At 62.9% G+C, this 14,641-nt stretch carries 17 protein-coding genes; 8 read left to right on the top strand and 9 right to left on the bottom strand.

From position 1 onward, the window contains the following. Window positions 1-50: 50 nt before the first annotated feature. Together gloB and OU993_RS09815 are read left to right on the top strand one after the other, a co-directional pair. The gene (gloB, locus tag OU993_RS09820; protein ID WP_268156624.1) at window positions 51-824 is read left to right on the top strand and encodes a hydroxyacylglutathione hydrolase; all 774 of its coding nucleotides are present in this window, start codon (window positions 51-53) and stop codon (window positions 822-824) included. After that, entirely contained in the window at window positions 821-1,243 is a 423-nt protein-coding gene (locus OU993_RS09815; RefSeq protein ID WP_268156622.1) for a cupin domain-containing protein, read from the top strand. Before gloB ends, OU993_RS09815 begins: the two co-directional genes overlap by 4 nt. Before the next feature lie 2 nt (window positions 1,244-1,245). On the opposite strand, the gene yddG is transcribed toward OU993_RS09815, so the two are convergent. Together yddG and OU993_RS09805 are read right to left on the bottom strand one after the other, a co-directional pair. Then, entirely contained in the window at window positions 1,246-2,136 is an 891-nt protein-coding gene (gene yddG, locus OU993_RS09810; protein WP_268156620.1) for an aromatic amino acid exporter YddG, read from the bottom strand. 33 nt (window positions 2,137-2,169) lie between these two features. Beyond that, window positions 2,170-2,946: a DUF3108 domain-containing protein gene (locus tag OU993_RS09805; RefSeq protein ID WP_268156618.1), complete on the bottom strand. Its 777-nt coding sequence runs from the start codon at window positions 2,944-2,946 to the stop codon at window positions 2,170-2,172. Between the two features lie 235 nt (window positions 2,947-3,181). Here OU993_RS09805 and rpmB point away from each other — a divergent pair, with 235 nt between their 5' ends. Together rpmB and OU993_RS09795 are read left to right on the top strand one after the other, a co-directional pair. Continuing rightward, on the top strand, window positions 3,182-3,472 hold the full coding sequence (rpmB, locus tag OU993_RS09800; protein ID WP_268156616.1) for a 50S ribosomal protein L28: 291 nt from the start codon (window positions 3,182-3,184) through the stop codon (window positions 3,470-3,472). Between the two features lie 110 nt (window positions 3,473-3,582). Further along, on the top strand, window positions 3,583-4,218 hold the full coding sequence (locus OU993_RS09795) for a queuosine precursor transporter (RefSeq protein ID WP_268156614.1): 636 nt from the start codon (window positions 3,583-3,585) through the stop codon (window positions 4,216-4,218). Between the two features lie 5 nt (window positions 4,219-4,223). Here the strand turns inward: OU993_RS09795 and OU993_RS09790 are convergent, their stop codons facing one another. From OU993_RS09790 to OU993_RS09775, 4 genes are all read right to left on the bottom strand, one after another. Beyond that, window positions 4,224-5,177, bottom strand: a complete 954-nt coding sequence (locus OU993_RS09790) for an esterase-like activity of phytase family protein (protein WP_268157643.1) — start codon at window positions 5,175-5,177, stop codon at window positions 4,224-4,226. A gap of 53 nt (window positions 5,178-5,230) precedes the next feature. Next, the gene (gene cobT, locus OU993_RS09785) at window positions 5,231-7,129 is read right to left on the bottom strand and encodes a cobaltochelatase subunit CobT (RefSeq protein WP_268156612.1); all 1,899 of its coding nucleotides are present in this window, start codon (window positions 7,127-7,129) and stop codon (window positions 5,231-5,233) included. 31 nt (window positions 7,130-7,160) lie between these two features. Further along, a complete protein-coding gene (gene cobS / locus OU993_RS09780) occupies window positions 7,161-8,153 on the bottom strand; it encodes a cobaltochelatase subunit CobS (RefSeq protein WP_268156610.1) in 993 nt (330 codons plus the stop codon). Between the two features lie 74 nt (window positions 8,154-8,227). After that, window positions 8,228-8,854: a J domain-containing protein gene (locus OU993_RS09775; protein WP_165216485.1), complete on the bottom strand. Its 627-nt coding sequence runs from the start codon at window positions 8,852-8,854 to the stop codon at window positions 8,228-8,230. A gap of 101 nt (window positions 8,855-8,955) precedes the next feature. On the opposite strand from OU993_RS09775, the gene OU993_RS09770 reads away from it, so the two are divergent. After that, complete coding sequence (locus OU993_RS09770) at window positions 8,956-9,237, top strand: BolA family protein (RefSeq protein ID WP_268156607.1); 282 nt, start codon at window positions 8,956-8,958, stop codon at window positions 9,235-9,237. A 12-nt stretch (window positions 9,238-9,249) separates the two neighbouring features. On the opposite strand, the gene OU993_RS09765 is transcribed toward OU993_RS09770, so the two are convergent. The 3 genes from OU993_RS09765 to OU993_RS09755 are packed head-to-tail and all read right to left on the bottom strand — an operon-like array spanning window position 9,250 to window position 12,279. Further along, the gene (locus tag OU993_RS09765; RefSeq protein WP_268156605.1) at window positions 9,250-10,554 is read right to left on the bottom strand and encodes an HlyC/CorC family transporter; all 1,305 of its coding nucleotides are present in this window, start codon (window positions 10,552-10,554) and stop codon (window positions 9,250-9,252) included. After that, a complete protein-coding gene (gene aroB / locus OU993_RS09760) occupies window positions 10,554-11,687 on the bottom strand; it encodes a 3-dehydroquinate synthase (RefSeq protein ID WP_268156603.1) in 1,134 nt (377 codons plus the stop codon). The genes OU993_RS09765 and aroB overlap by 1 nt, the downstream gene beginning before the upstream one ends. Then, window positions 11,665-12,279 (bottom strand): shikimate kinase, encoded by a 615-nt coding sequence (locus tag OU993_RS09755; protein ID WP_268156601.1) that lies wholly within the window; start codon window positions 12,277-12,279, stop codon window positions 11,665-11,667. The genes aroB and OU993_RS09755 overlap by 23 nt, the downstream gene beginning before the upstream one ends. A 159-nt stretch (window positions 12,280-12,438) precedes the next feature. Here OU993_RS09755 and OU993_RS09750 point away from each other — a divergent pair, with 159 nt between their 5' ends. The 3 genes from OU993_RS09750 to OU993_RS09740 are packed head-to-tail and all read left to right on the top strand — an operon-like array spanning window position 12,439 to window position 14,549. Continuing rightward, window positions 12,439-12,600, top strand: coding sequence for a hypothetical protein (locus OU993_RS09750; protein WP_268156600.1), 162 nt, complete (start codon window positions 12,439-12,441; stop codon window positions 12,598-12,600). Continuing rightward, on the top strand, window positions 12,597-13,544 hold the full coding sequence (gene xerD / locus OU993_RS09745) for a site-specific tyrosine recombinase XerD (RefSeq protein ID WP_442792894.1): 948 nt from the start codon (window positions 12,597-12,599) through the stop codon (window positions 13,542-13,544). The genes OU993_RS09750 and xerD overlap by 4 nt, the downstream gene beginning before the upstream one ends. Window positions 13,545-13,595: 51 nt before the next feature. Next, window positions 13,596-14,549, top strand: coding sequence for an acetyl-CoA carboxylase carboxyltransferase subunit alpha (locus OU993_RS09740; RefSeq protein ID WP_268156597.1), 954 nt, complete (start codon window positions 13,596-13,598; stop codon window positions 14,547-14,549). Window positions 14,550-14,641: the final 92 nt, after the last annotated feature.

Raw genomic sequence — 14,641 nt, 5'->3', positions numbered from 1 at the left:
CGGGGCCTCTACATTGTGTCGACGCACCGCAAGAACAATGGGTTCCCGCCATGAAAACTCTGGCCATCGACGTCTTTCCATGTCGCAGCGACAATTTCGGCGTCCTGCTGCATGATCCGCAAAGCGGCCTCACTGCCTCCATCGACGCTCCGGAGGAAAAACCGATCGTTGCCGCCGCAGAAGCGCGGGGCTGGACGATCACGCACATCTTCACGACGCATCACCACACCGATCATGTGGAAGCCAATCTCGCGCTGAAGGAGCGCTACGGCTGCGAGATCATCGGTCCGGTCAACGAGGCGGTGGCGATCCCCGGCCTCGACCGCACCGTCGGCGATGGCGACGAATTCCTGTTCGGCGAGCATCCGGTGCGCGTCTTCGAGACGCCCGGCCACACGGCAGGCCATGTCTGTTACAGTTTTCCGGAGGACAAGCTGCTGTTTGCCGCCGATACGCTGTTTGCGCTCGGTTGCGGCCGGCTGTTCGAGCGGCCCGCCGCCGACATGTGGCACTCGCTGCAGAAACTCTGCGTGCTGCCGGATGAGACGGCGATCTATTTCGGCCACGAGTACACGCTGTCGAATGCCCGCTTTGCCGTCACCATCGATCCGGACAACGAGGTGCTGCAGCGCCGCCTCCGGCAGATCGAGGAGTTGCGGGCCGAGGGCAAATTCACCATCCCGACCATGATGGGGCAGGAAAAGGAAACCAATCCCTTCCTGCGCGTCGCCGATCCGGCGATCCGCCGCAATCTCCTGATGGAAGGCGCCACCAACGAAGAGGTGTTTGCCGAGATCCGCAAGCGCAAGGACAATTTCAAGTGACCGCCGACGAGATCATCACCACGCTTGCCATGCAGCCGCACCCGGAAGGCGGCTGGTACACGGAAACCTTCCGCGACGAGAACGGCGCTGCGCGCGGCCATTCCACCGCGATCTACTATCTGCTGAAGGCCGGCGAGCGTTCGCACTGGCACCGTGTCAAGGATGCCGCGGAGGTCTGGCATTTCTATGCGGGCGGTCCGCTGAAGCTCCGGCTTGCGAAAGACGGGGAATCGGCACGGGAGGAGATCCTCGGGCTTGATCTGGCGAAGGGCGAACGCCCGCAGGTCGTCGTCGTGGCCGATGAGTGGCAATGCGCCGAACCGCTCGGCGCCTTCACCCTGGTCGGCTGCACCGTGGCACCCGGTTTCGTCTTCGAAAAGTTCGAGATGGCGCCGCCCGGCTGGGAACCGGGCGCCTGACATCATTCCGCCGGCGCGGTCTCCCTCTTGCGCCGGTTAAAGATCATGTCCTTCGCAGCCAGCACCGCGCCGCCGGTGATCAGCAGGCAGGCGAGCGCAATACGAAGGCTCGGTTCGGCGAAACCGAAGAGCACGAGGATCAGCGTCGAGAGCAGCGGCGCCGCATAACTTGCGGCACCGAGGATCTGGATGTCACCGGTCTTCACCCCGTAATCCCAGGCATAGAAGGCCGCACCCACCGGCAGAAGGCCGAGGCCGATGATCGCCAGCCATTCCCCGCCATTGGCGGGCCAGACGGTGGTTTCCAGCGCAAGATGGCAGATGAGCGACAGGAGCGAGGTGGCGAGGCAGAAGCCGGTCACCACATCCGTCGACACCGCCTCGAAACGCCGGGTGAGCAGCGAATAACCGGACCAGGTGAAGGCGCAGAGGAAGGCCGCGCCATAACCGACGAGATAGGTGCCCTCGAAGGAAATGCCGGCGCGCGAGACGATGGCGACCGTGCCCGCCAGCCCCGAAACGGCGCCGGCCAGATGGTACCAGCGCAACCGCTCGCCCGGCAGAAGCGCCGAACCGACGACGATAAAGAGCGGCCAGAGATAGGCGATCAGCCCCGCCTCCACCGCCGGCGCGTTGCGCAACGCCGTGAAATAGAGAAAGTGATAGCCGAACAGCCCGCCAATGCCGGTGAGCCAGACCTTGGCCGGCTGGCGCAAAAGCTTCAACCGCTCCGGCCGCACGGCCAGAAGAATGATGCCGGGAAGGCTGCCGATCGCAAAGGTGATGGCCGACAGCTGGAAGGGCGGCATGGTGCCCGAGGCTGCCGTCATCAAGGCAAGCAGCGACCACATCAGGATGGCCGTAAAACCGATCAGCGTTCCCTTGATCTTCACATCCGCCCCCGTTGGGGCGATCCATGCGCCCGCTTAACCGCCGTATTTCACCGCCGTCACGAAGACGTCCCCGACCTTGGTCGGGATGCGGGCATAGACCGGAGCATATACATTGACGCCCTCGGCCTTGGCAAACCACACTTCCATGCGCGCCTGCTTCAGGAACTCGATATCGCTGCGGCCCTTGCGATAACCCGATTTCGGCATGTAGCGCACCTCGCAGACCGTCACGTCGCCCTTGTAACCATCAGTCGAGATTGTCTTTTTGCCCTTCGAGGTCAAAACGAGGTCCATGCGGGATTCCCCGTCATAGATCGGCAGGCGGCTCGGGCAGATCTGCGCGCCCTCCGGAAAGATCAGGCCGGAGAGCGGATCAAGCACCGATTGCAGGTCACCGTCCGACACCGGGATCCAGGTCGGCGGGCGCGAGCCGGGCTCCGGCTTGATGGTGGAGGACACCACGTCGCCGTTCCGGTAGGCAATGTCGTAGACCCGCGTCTTTTTGCCCTGCGTATAAACCAGCGAATAGGCATCCGCCTGCAGCCGCCGGCCGCGGATCGTGCCCTTCACGCTGGTATCGGCGGAAATCCGCGTGAAGAGATTGACGAGGCCCGACGAGCGGAAGGCGCCGGAGATGGTGTAGGAGCGCCCGTCGAATTCGCTGGCAAACGAGGCCTTGGCGATCGGCAGCAGGCCAAGCGAAACATCATATTCGCTGATATGGCGGGTGCCGGCCGTCACCGCCGGCGTGGCGGACAGGCCGATCGCAGCCACCGCGAGGAGAACAAGGGAGCGGCTCCGCTGGAGCATGGGCGATTCCTGAAAGCGGGGTTGGTGTGCTTGTTATAGATCGGCAACTATGGCAACAAAATAGCGATTGTGCCGGGCCTTGCGGTGGAATTCGCCCATCGGACGCAGGTTCGACTTGACGGACGCGGCCCCACTGACTATAGAACCGCAACTTTCCATACAGGACCAGTTGGATCGGCTGGGCGGGCTTTGCCCGAATCCCCGTTCAATTGCAAAGAAGAACAAAGGTGTACCCATGTCCCGTAAGTGCGAATTGACCGGCAAGGGCGTCCAGTCGGGCAACAACGTCTCTCACGCCAACAACAAGACCAAGCGTCGGTTCCTGCCGAACCTGTGCGACGTCACGCTGATCTCCGACGCGCTTGGCCAGCGTTTCCGCCTGCGCGTTTCCGCTCATGCCCTGCGCTCGGTTGAGCATCGCGGTGGCCTGGACGCCTTCCTGATGAAGGCCAGCGAAAACGAACTGTCGATGCGCGCTCGTCTGCTGCGTCGCCAGATCGCCAAGAAGACCGCAGAAGCCGCGTAAGGCTGCCTTCTGCTTCATCACTGGTTCCAGACAGGGCTTGACGGTCTTCCGTTCAAGCCTTTTCTGTTGCCGAATTTTCTCCAGCTGGTGGCATCACCCAGGGTAAAAAAATGCAGTATCTGCGCGCGACTTCCCTTTACGTTCTCCTGATGACGCTTGTCGTCGTCGCCTCGAATTTCCTCGTCCAGTTCCCCGTCCTCGGCAGCCTGTTCGGCATCCAGCTGAGCGACCTTCTGACCTGGGGCGCCTTCATCTATCCGGCCGCCTTCCTCGTCACGGACCTGACCAACCGCCAGTTCGGGCCACAGATTGCCCGCCGCGTGGTGTTTGCCGGCTTCGTCGTCGGCGTGGCGATCTCCTATTACACCTCGATGCCGCGCATCGCGATGGCCTCCGGCACGGCCTATCTGGTGGGCCAGCTTCTCGATATCTCCGTCTTCAACCGCCTGCGCCGCCAGACCTGGTGGCAGGCGCCGCTCGCCGGTTCGCTCATCGGCTCCATGCTCGATACGGTGCTGTTCTTTTCGCTGTCCTTCGCGCCGGCCTTTGCCTTCCTCGGCGCCAATGACGATTTCGCCATCGGCCAGGCGCCGATCCTCGGCGTGTTTGCGATGGAAGCTCCGCGGTGGATCTCCTGGGCGATCGGCGATTTCGTCGTCAAGCTTATCGTCGGCCTGCTGATGCTTTTGCCCTATGGCGCGCTGATGAGCGTGATCAAGCCGATGCCGCCGGCCAAGGCCGCCTGAGCGGATCACTCCACCAGGCGGAACTCCAGCATCACGTTCCGCTGCAGGATGGAATGATTGTCATCCGAGACAAGCAGGATATGCGGGCGCCCATCGGCGCCCGTTATCACGTCGATGCCTTCCATATTGTCGATCTGGAACCCCATGTCGGCCTCCAGCAGCACCGGGCCGTCGATCAACGCACCGGGACGAATGGTCTCGCCGGAAACGCGGCGAATGCGCATCCCCACCCCGCCGATGAAGCTGAAGCGGCGCTCGAGCAGCAGGAGATCGCCGGAGGGCAGGAAGACCCCGTCAGTCACATCCCAGGGGTCGTTCCGCTTCACCTTGAACTGGCCCTTCAGGGGCCCTTCCAGAATGGCGGCAAACAGATTGCCGTCGCGATCCACACTGCGCTCGGCAATGGTGATGGCAGCCCCCTTCAGCGCGCTCTCAGACGGCGCCACGGCAATCGTCTCGAGACCACCATTGCCGCGCAGCTCCCGCACCGGGATCAGGATCGGCAGAGTGCCGTTCGGCCGGGCCGCCTCAAAGCCCGGATCGGGATAGGTATCCACGCGGTGCGTGCGCTCATAGCTCACCAGCACCTCGCCCTCACGCAGCGCCACCCCTTCCGCATCCATGTCGCCCTTGTAGCGGGGTTCCGCGCCACGGGCATCCAGCATCGGCGCAATCGTCACATCCGAGAGGCCGGACAGACGGCCATCGACATTGCGGGTGATCGCACCGGTCAGCCAGTGACCGGTATCGAGCACGGCGACGAAATGCTCTCCGTCCGGCCGGAAGCGCAGGCTGGAGATCGACCCCATCAGCTTTTCACTGGAGGTGAACTCGATGCCGCCCAGAAATTCGAAAGCGCCGAAACGGGTCTCGTCGGACCCCGGCTTGAAGTTGGAGAGCAGCTTGGATTGAACGGGTGCAATGAGGGGATCAGCCCAGGCAGTAGGGCTGATCCACATCGTCGTTGCCAGAAGCAGCGCGGAGAAAAGCGGCTTGCTCGCCATCCGGCCCGTCAGCCCGCGCGCCGCAGACGACCGCGACCCGTACCGGCCTTCTCGTCGAAGAGCGAGGCAAGCTGTTCGGTCATCGCACCCGCCAGCTCGTCCGCATCGACGATGGTGACAGCGCGGCGATAATAACGCGTCACATCATGGCCGATGCCGATCGCCAGAAGTTCGACAGGCGAGCGGTTTTCGATCTGGTCGATCACGGCACGCAGGTGCCGTTCAAGATAATTGCCCGGATTGACCGAAAGCGTGGAATCATCCACCGGCGCACCGTCGGAGATCATCATCAGGATCTTGCGCTGCTCAGGCCGGCCGATCAGGCGGTTGTGCGCCCACATCAGCGCTTCGCCGTCGATGTTTTCCTTCAGCAGGCCCTCGCGCATCATCAGGCCGAGATTGCGGCGCGAGCGGCGCCAGGGCGCATCCGCCGCCTTGTAGACGATGTGGCGCAGGTCGTTGAGGCGACCGGGCGTCGGCGGCTTGCCGTTGGCCAGCCACTGTTCGCGGCTCTGGCCGCCCTTCCACGCTTTGGTGGTGAAACCGAGGATTTCCACCTTCACGCCGCAGCGTTCCAGCGTGCGGGCGAGAATATCGGCGCAGGTGGCCGCCACCGTGATCGGACGTCCGCGCATCGAGCCGGAATTGTCGATGACGAGCGAGACGACCGTATCGCGGAACTGCGTGTCGCGTTCCCGCTTGAAGGAGAGCGGCTGCATGGGATCGATCACCAGACGCACCAGGCGGGCCGGATCGAGATACCCTTCTTCCAGGTCGAAATCCCAGGAGCGGTTCTGCTGCGCCATCAGGCGGCGCTGCAGGCGGTTCGCCAGGCGCCCGACCGCACCCTGCAGATGCGAAAGCTGCTTGTCGAGAAAGGCGCGCAGGCGCTCCAGTTCCGCCTCGTCGCAGAGTTCCTCGGCGGTGATCTCCTCGTCGAAGGCCTCCGTGAAGATGTGGTAATCGACCTTCTCGTTGAAATCGTCGAAGGGCAGGTTCGGCCGTTTGGTTTCGCCTGGCGTCTCGGACTGGTCGTCGTCCTCATCCGACATGTCATCGTCGGAGATTTCCGCGCCGTCCATTTCGCCTTCGTCGAGCTGCTCTTCCGCGGCCTGGCTCTCCTCGGCCGGGGCCGCATCGGAGCCCGCATCTTCCTCGACCTCTTCGTTTTCGGTCTCGTTGCTACGCGGCTGCTCCTCGTCGTTCTCGTTCTCCATCTCCTCCGGCTGGTTTTCCTCGTCGCCGTAATCCTCCGCCATCTGCATGGAGGAGAGCATGTGGCGCACGAGCTTGCCGAAAGCCTGCTGGTCGTCAACGACGCCCTTCAGGTTGTCGAGATCCTTGCCGACCTTCTCATCAAAAAAGGGACGCCACAGATCGAGAACCTTGCCAGCGCTGGCCGGCGGCTTGGTGCCGGTCAGCTTTTCGCGCACCAGCATGGCCATGGCCTCGCCGATCGGCGCATCTTCCTGCCGGTCAACGCCGGTGAAGTTGGCCTTGGAGTATTTCTCGGCATTCATGCTGTTGAGGTTGGAGGCAACGCCCGCCATACGCAGCGCGCCAAGCGATTCGACACGCGCCTGCTCGACGGCATCAAACACGGCGCGTGCATCGGTGCCCTGCGGCGACATGGTGGCATGGACGTTGGTATCATGGCAGGCGAGCCGCAGCGCCATGGAATCGCCGAGCCCGCGGGTCACCGCAAGCTCGTGCGCCGTCGGACGCTTGGAGATTTCCGGCAGGCGGATGCGATCACCCGCCATGCCCGGCCGCTCGTTGGCGAAGGAAACCTCCACCTCGCCGCTGCCGGCAATCGAACGCACGCAGCCGGTGATCGCCCGGCGCAACGGCTCGGTGTCCACTGGTCCGCCTGTTTTTGCCTTCGTATTGTCGCCGCGGCCTGCCATTGTCTTTACCTTGTATGCCGTTCCTGCTGCGTCACGCTCCGAGAACGATGTTCGCAGCGCTTTCCTTCAGTTCCACACCGAAGGCCCGCTGATACTGCTCGGCCACCAGCGTCCGCTCCAGCTCGTCACACTTGTTGAGGAAGGTGATGCGGAAGGCGAAGGCGACATCGCCGAAGATTTCCGCATTTTCCGCCCAGGTGATGACGGTACGCGGGCTCATGACGGTCGAAAGATCGCCGTTGATGAAGGCCGAGCGCGTCATGTCGGCGACGCGCACCATCTTGGAGACGGTTTCGCGGCCCTGCGCGGTGGCACCGAAGCTTTTTACCTTGGCGGCAACGATATCGACTTCCTTCTCGTGCGGCAGGTAGTTCAGCGTCGTCACGATCGACCAGCGGTCCATCTGTGCCTGGTTGATCTGCTGCGTGCCGTGATAGAGGCCGGTCGTATCGCCGAGGCCAACGGTGTTGGCCGTCGCAAACAGGCGGAAGGCAGGGTGAGGACGGATGACGCGGCTCTGGTCGAGCAGGGTCAGACGGCCGGAGCTTTCCAATACGCGCTGGATAACGAACATCACGTCCGGGCGGCCGGCATCGTATTCGTCGAAGACGAGCGCAACATTGTGCTGGTAGGCCCAGGGCAGGATGCCGTCCTTGAATTCGGTGACCTGCTTGCCGTCCTTAAGAACGATCGCGTCCTTGCCGACGAGGTCGATACGGCTGACATGGCTGTCGAGGTTGACGCGCACGCACGGCCAGTTAAGGCGCGCTGCCACCTGCTCGATATGCGTCGATTTGCCCGTGCCGTGGAAACCGGACACCATCACGCGACGGTTGTGCGCGAAGCCAGCCAGGATGGCGAGCGTTGTGTCGCGGTCAAACAGATAGTCAGGATCGAGGTCCGGAACGTAGGGGTCGCCATTGCTGTAGGCCGGAACCCGCAGATCCGTATCAATGCCGAAGACGTCCCGGACAGAGACCGTCGTGTCCGGGAGGTTTGAAATATCAAGATCGATTTTGCTCATCACCACTCCACGCCGCACCGGGAAACGGTCCGGCCGCAATCATTCGCTGCCATGTTGCCTTGCACCAGAACGGCTTAGCAGAAACCGGACTGCTTTAACAATTGGTAGGCTTGCACGACAGCCCGAAAACGTTCCTCCGAGCCGCGATCGCCGCCATTCGCGTCCGGATGGTGCTTCTTGACCAGTTCCTTGTAGCGGCTCTTGATTTCTGGCGCTGTTGCGCCCGCCGTCAAGCCCATTGTGTCGAAAGCTTTGGCTTCAAGTGTCTTCAATTTTCGCACGGCCGGCTGGGCGGTGCGGCCGCCCATGTGCCCCTCGCGCACGAAACCGAACGGATCCTTGACCCGCTGGTAGCTCTGGGCAGAGCCGGAGCGCATCGTCGCATGGATGGGCGCATCCTTCGCCGCCTTGTTCACGCCAACCGTCCAGGTGGGGCGATGACCGGTGATCGCCTCCTTCTGGTAGCGCGCGATCTCGTTGTCGGAAAGGCCGGAGAAGTAGTTGTAGCCCTTGTTGTATTCCTTGACGTGCTCGAAGCAGAACAGGAAAAACTGGCCTTCGGCGTTGCGCCCCACGGGTGCGCGATGCGCGCCCGGTTTGTCGCACCCGTCCCACTGGCAGGTCGGCGCCTGCGGCACCGATTCCTGCTCCCGTTTCCGGCGCGTCCGGATGCGATCGAAGTATTTGGAATCCAGTTTCATCTCGCCACATTATGGGGTGCCGCCACAGGCAGGACAAGAATTGACAAAGCGGTTTGTTGCTGCTTTCTGGGACCCCCTCTTGGCGATCCGGAAAGAGCCTCATGTCCGTCCGTTCACGCATCGAATCGATCCTCGCCAGCCAGCTTGCCCCCGTGCGGCTGGAGGTGATCGACGAGAGCCATCACCATGCCGGCCACCAGCCGGATATCACCGGAACCGGCGAGACCCACATGCGGGTGCGGGTCGTCTCGGAAAAACTCGAAGGTCTGGGCCGGCTGCAGCGCCACCGGCTGATCAACGAACTGCTGAAGCCGGAGCTGGATGCCGGCCTCCATGCGCTCGCCATCGAGGCTACGGCCCCTGGCGAACCAACGCGCTGGTAATCTGTCCGCCGGTCAGGTCTGCAGCGGGATGTCTTCCGCCGGGCGAATGCGCAGCCGGGTGATGCGGTTCTTCTCCCGCTTCATCACCGTGAACCGTTTGCCGTGGAAGGTAAAGCTCTGCCGCTCCTGCGGGATGAGCTTCGATTCGTGGATGACGAGGCCGGCGATCGTCGTCGCCTCTTCGTCCGGCAGGTTCCAGTCGAGTGCCCGGTTGAGGTCACGGATCGGCACCGAGCCATCCACGACGATCGAACCGTCCGCTTCCTGACGCACGCCCTGGATCTCGAGATCGTGTTCGTCGGCGATGTCGCCGACAATCTCTTCCAGGATGTCTTCCAGGGTCACGATACCCTGCACCTCGCCATATTCGTCGACGACGACGGCGAAATGCACCTTGCGGCGCAGGAAGGCGTTGAGCTGGTCCTTCAGGCTCGTCGTATCCGGCACGAACCACGGCTTCTGGGCGATTTTGACGATGTCGAGATCGCGCGGCTCCATGTCCGGCTCGGCGAGCGCACGCAGGAGATCCTTGGCATGCACCACGCCGATGATGTTTTCCGTCGTGTTGCGCCACAGCGGCATGCGGGTGAACGGGCTTTCCAGCACCGTGCGCACCACCACCTCCGGCGGGTCATCCGCATTGATAGCCCGCATGGCCGTGCGGTGCTTCATCACGTCCGACACTTCCAGCTCTTCCAGGTCGAGCAGCCCGCCCAGGCGGTCGCGGTCGGCCTTGATGAAGGAGCCTTCCCGGTGCAGGAGATCCAGCGCGCCGCGCAGCTCCTCATGGGCCGTCAGCATCGACGTCTCGCGAGACAGGTTGACGCCGAAGAGCGACAGGAGAAGCCGCACGATGGCATTGACGCCGCTCGACAAGGGCCCGGCAATGCCGACAAAGATACGCACCGCCGGCGCCACGAACATGGCAAACCGGTCCGGCGAGGAAATCGCCCAGCTCTTTGGCAGCACTTCGGAGAAGACCACGAGCAGCACGGTCATGACGATGGTCGCCACCGCAACACCCGTCTGTCCGAACAGGCCGAGGAACAGGCTCGTCGTCAACGACGAGGCGAGAATGTTGACGAGGTTGTTGCCGATCAGGAGCGCCCCGATCAACCGGTCACGCCGTTCGATCAGCTGGCTGACCAGACCCGCCCTTTCATCGCCATTGCTCTCCAGCGTGTGCATGCGGGCCCGCGAGGCGGCCGTCAGCGCCGTCTCGGAGCCGGAGAAGAAGGCGGACGCCATGATCAGGCCGAGGATCGAGATGATCGTCAGCCAATATTCGGCGAGAGTGGCGAGCAAAGTTTGCAACATCAGCCGTTTCGTGTTTCCTCGAGGAAGGACCGGACTTCGGAAATCGGCACGTCATCGGCAATGAACGACTGGCCGATGCCGTGCGTGAGAATGAAGGTCAGCCGGCCGCTCTTGACCTTTTTGTCCTGGGCGATGGCATCGAGCAGTACGTCAGTCGGCGGCAAGTCTCCCGGAATGTCGGAGATAACCGTCGGCAGGCCGACGGCCTTCAGATGCGCCTCGACGCGTTTCGCGTCATCGGGGCTCGCAAGGTTCATGCGCGCCGAAAAACGATGCGCGAGCACCATGCCGATCGCAACGCCCTCGCCATGCACCAGCCGTCGGCTGTCATACTGCGTTGCCGCTTCCAACGCATGGCCGAAGGTGTGGCCAAGGTTCAAAAGCGCCCGACGTCCCGCCTCGCGCTCGTCCTCGACCACCACATCGGCCTTGGCCTGGCAGCTGATCGCGATCGCTTCCGCCCGCGCGGCACCGCCTGAAAACACATCCTGCCAGTTCTTCTCCAGCCAGTCGAAGAAACCCGGCTTGTCGATCAGCCCGTATTTCGCGACTTCCGCATAACCGGCGCGGAATTCCCGTTCGCTCAAGGTATCGAGCGCGCTGGTATCCGACAGAACCAGGTCCGGCTGGTGGAAGACGCCGAGCAGGTTCTTGCCGTGGCGCGTATTGATGCCGGTCTTGCCGCCGACGGAGGAATCGACCTGCGACAGGAGCGTCGTCGGGATCTGCACGAAACGCACGCCGCGACGCACGATGCCGGCGGCAAAACCGGCGAGATCGCCGATCACCCCGCCGCCAAGGGCGATGATACAATCATTGCGCTCGATGCGCGCCGTCAGCGCCATGTCGCAGACGGCCATCAGAGGTTCGACGCTTTTGGTCTTTTCGCCCGCCGGCAGCGTCAGCGACACCGCTTCGATGCCATCGGTCTGCAGGCTGTCCATCAACTGGTCGAGATAGAGCGGTGCGACGTGCTCATCCGTCACGATCGCAGCACGACGGCCCTTCAGCCGCGAGGTGATCTCGCCGCCGGCATGGGAGATGAGATCCGGCCCGATCAGGATATCATAAGCGCGCTCGCCGAGCGGCACATGCACGATGCGTTCGGGATTACAGCTCGTTTCGCTTGTCATCGGCTTCATTTTCCTTCGCCATGGCGGCAATCACGGAAAGCACCTCGTTGGCCATGGTCTCCTTGCGAACATCGCGGGAATCCACCGTCACGTCCGCCTCCGCATAAATCGGGTATCGCTGGGTCATCAGGTTCTCCAGCGTCTGCTTCGGGTTTTCCGTCTTCAGCAGCGGACGGTTGTTGCGCTTGTTGACGCGTTCCCACAGCGTGTCGAGATCGGCTCTGAGCCATAACGACAAACCGCCGGATTTGATGCAGGCGCGCGTGCGTTCGTTGATAAAGGCACCACCGCCCGTCGACACCACCCGCGGGCCCGAGCGCAGCAGGCGTTCGACCACGCGCGTCTCCAGCGCCCGGAACTCCGCTTCGCCATAGGCCTCGAACAGTTCGGGGATCGTCATGCGCGAGACGCGCTCGATCTCCGCGTCGGTATCAACGAAGGGCAGCCCCATCTGCTGCGCCACGAGCCGGCCGATCACCGACTTGCCGGCTCCCATCAACCCGACAAAGATCAGGTTGCGCTTGCCGAGCGCCGAACGCGCGCGGTCGGACAGCGTCATCGGCACCGTCAGATGTTCAACAAGATCGGGCATCGTGATCGATCGCTGTCCTCTCGCAGTCTTATCCCGCACCCTATCGACAAATGCGCAGGAAGCGTCAAGTCACGCCGTGCTAAAACGAGGGCGGCGCGGTGGTTCTTGCACTCATCCGCCACATCTCGCATAAAGCCTGCGCAAGCGCCGGAGTCCGCCATGCCCACTCTTTTCCGTTTCCTCTTCATCGTCGGCATCATTGCCGGTCTGATCTACGGAAGCATGGTTGCGCTCGTTTTCCTGGTGGAGCCGAAGGAGCGCGAGGTCACCATCCGCATCCCGTCCGAACGTCTGAACCCGGTCAAGACCGAGCAGCAGTGATGGATCTGTCGCGCGCTCATCTGGAAGCCTTCCTGGAAATGATGAGTGCCGAACGTGGCGCGGCCAACAATACGCTGGAATCCTACCAGCGTGATCTCGATGATCTGCATCTGTTTCTGAAGGGCCGCAAGGTTGCACTGATCGCCGCCACGCCTGGCGATCTCACGGCCTATCTCGCCCATCTGACGGCGCAGGGTTTCGCCGCCTCCTCGCAGGCAAGGCGGCTTTCGGCCATGCGGCAGTTCTACAAGTTTCTCTATGCGGAAAACCTGCGCGGCGACGATCCCACCTCGATCCTCGACGCACCGAAGAAACAGCGCGCTTTGCCGAAGATCCTCAGCGAGGACGATGTGACCCGGCTTCTGGCACTTGCCGCATCCGAGGCCGCCACGGAAGGTCCGGGCCAGCTTTTGCGCCTGCGCATGCTGGCATTGCTGGAGCTTCTTTATGCCACCGGCATGCGTGTCAGCGAACTCGTGTCGCTCCCCGCGAAGGTGCTCGATCAGGAGGGACGTTTCCTGATGATCCGCGGCAAGGGCAACAAGGAGCGGCTCGTGCCGCTCTCCCGTTCAGCCATCCGCGCGCTTGCCGCCTATGGAGAGGCGCGTGCCGCCGCCGAGAAGGCGGGACTTGCCGAAAGCCCCTGGCTGTTTCCCTCGGCGGGCAAGGAGGGGTACCTGCCCCGCCAGGTTTTTGCCCGGGATCTCAAGGATCTTGCCTCGCGCGCCGGCATTCGCGCCACCAGCATCTCCCCGCATGTGCTGCGCCACGCCTTTGCCAGCCATCTTCTGCAGAATGGCGCAGACCTGCGCGTGGTGCAGGAACTGCTAGGACATTCAGACATTTCCACAACGCAGATCTACACACATGTGCTGGAGGAACGGCTTCGGCAGGTGGTCGAAACACATCACCCTCTTGCAAAAAGCGCCAAAAACCCTGATTAGAGCCCGGGCGGAGGGCGGCCCGGCCGCAAGAACGATCGGAACACGGAGCTCATGCAGACTTATCTCGACTTCGAAAAGCCAATCTCCGACCTGGAAGGCAAAATCCACGAGCTGAAGAAGCTTGCGACGGAAGATGAAAGCATCGACACGTCCGACGAGATCCAGCGGCTTGAAGTTCGCGTGCGCGAAGCCATGCAGGACATCTATTCGAAACTGTCCGCCTGGCAGAAGACGCAGGTCGCGCGCCATCCGCAGCGGCCGCATTTCGTCGATTACGCCGCGCGCCTGTTTTCGGAATTCACGCCGCTGGCCGGCGACCGCTCCTTTGGCGAAGATGCCGCCATCCAGGCCGGCCTCGGCCGTTTCCGCGGCCAGCCGGTCGCGATCCTCGGCCAGGAAAAGGGCAATGACACCAAGTCGCGCATCAAGCACAATTTCGGCAGCCCGCGGCCTGAAGGTTACCGCAAGGCCATCCGCGTGATGGAAATGGCCGATCGGTTCGGCCTGCCGGTGATTTCGCTGGTGGATACCGCCGGTGCCTATCCGGGCGTCGGCGCCGAAGAACGCGGCCAGGCCGAAGCGATCGCCCGTTCGACGGAAATGTGCCTCGGCCTGCGTGTGCCGATGATCTCGATCGTCATCGGCGAAGGCGGCTCCGGCGGCGCAATTGCCATTGCGGCCGCCAACAAGGTCTACATGCTGGAGCATTCGATCTATTCGGTGATCTCGCCGGAAGGTGCAGCCTCCATCCTGTGGCGAGACTCCACCCGCGCCCGCGAAGCCGCGACGAACATGAAGATCACGGCGGAAGACCTGAAGGCGCTCGGCATCATCGACGGCATCATTCCCGAACCGCTGGGCGGTGCCCACCGCGATCCGGAGACCGTCATCGATGCGGCCGGCACGGTCATCGAGCAGGCGCTCGCCGAACTCGGCCAGCTGTCGCCGAACGACGTGCGCTCAGCGCGCCGGCAGAAATTCCTCGAGATCGGCAGAAACCTCTGAGAAAACAGGCGCGGCGGGACCATTTGCCGCGCTCCCATCACATTTTTGTGCGACCAGTGCCACCCGGCCCGGTAAGATAATGTAAAGCTTAC

Source organism: Rhizobium sp. SL86, assembly GCF_026672545.1.
Classification (GTDB): Bacteria; Pseudomonadota; Alphaproteobacteria; order Rhizobiales; family Rhizobiaceae; genus Neorhizobium.
This window is presented reverse-complemented; position numbering and strand designations above follow the sequence as displayed.

What these genes read in the sequence shown, in the direction of transcription:
- OU993_RS09790 (WP_268157643.1), bottom strand. Translation starts at nt 5,177, where the DNA reads ATGTGGATCAGCCCTACTGCCTGGGCTGATCCCCTCATTGCACCCGTT.
- OU993_RS09770 (WP_268156607.1), top strand. Translation starts at nt 8,956, where the DNA reads ATGTCCGTCCGTTCACGCATCGAATCGATCCTCGCCAGCCAGCTTGCC.
- aroB (WP_268156603.1), bottom strand. Translation starts at nt 11,687, where the DNA reads ATGACAAGCGAAACGAGCTGTAATCCCGAACGCATCGTGCATGTGCCG.
- OU993_RS09795 (WP_268156614.1), top strand. Translation starts at nt 3,583, where the DNA reads ATGCAGTATCTGCGCGCGACTTCCCTTTACGTTCTCCTGATGACGCTT.
- OU993_RS09750 (WP_268156600.1), top strand. Translation starts at nt 12,439, where the DNA reads ATGCCCACTCTTTTCCGTTTCCTCTTCATCGTCGGCATCATTGCCGGT.
- cobS (WP_268156610.1), bottom strand. Translation starts at nt 8,153, where the DNA reads ATGAGCAAAATCGATCTTGATATTTCAAACCTCCCGGACACGACGGTC.
- cobT (WP_268156612.1), bottom strand. Translation starts at nt 7,129, where the DNA reads ATGGCAGGCCGCGGCGACAATACGAAGGCAAAAACAGGCGGACCAGTG.
- OU993_RS09755 (WP_268156601.1), bottom strand. Translation starts at nt 12,279, where the DNA reads ATGCCCGATCTTGTTGAACATCTGACGGTGCCGATGACGCTGTCCGAC.
- OU993_RS09775 (WP_165216485.1), bottom strand. Translation starts at nt 8,854, where the DNA reads ATGAAACTGGATTCCAAATACTTCGATCGCATCCGGACGCGCCGGAAA.
- OU993_RS09805 (WP_268156618.1), bottom strand. Translation starts at nt 2,946, where the DNA reads ATGCTCCAGCGGAGCCGCTCCCTTGTTCTCCTCGCGGTGGCTGCGATC.
- rpmB (WP_268156616.1), top strand. Translation starts at nt 3,182, where the DNA reads ATGTCCCGTAAGTGCGAATTGACCGGCAAGGGCGTCCAGTCGGGCAAC.
- gloB (WP_268156624.1), top strand. Translation starts at nt 51, where the DNA reads ATGAAAACTCTGGCCATCGACGTCTTTCCATGTCGCAGCGACAATTTC.
- OU993_RS09740 (WP_268156597.1), top strand. Translation starts at nt 13,596, where the DNA reads ATGCAGACTTATCTCGACTTCGAAAAGCCAATCTCCGACCTGGAAGGC.
- OU993_RS09765 (WP_268156605.1), bottom strand. Translation starts at nt 10,554, where the DNA reads ATGTTGCAAACTTTGCTCGCCACTCTCGCCGAATATTGGCTGACGATC.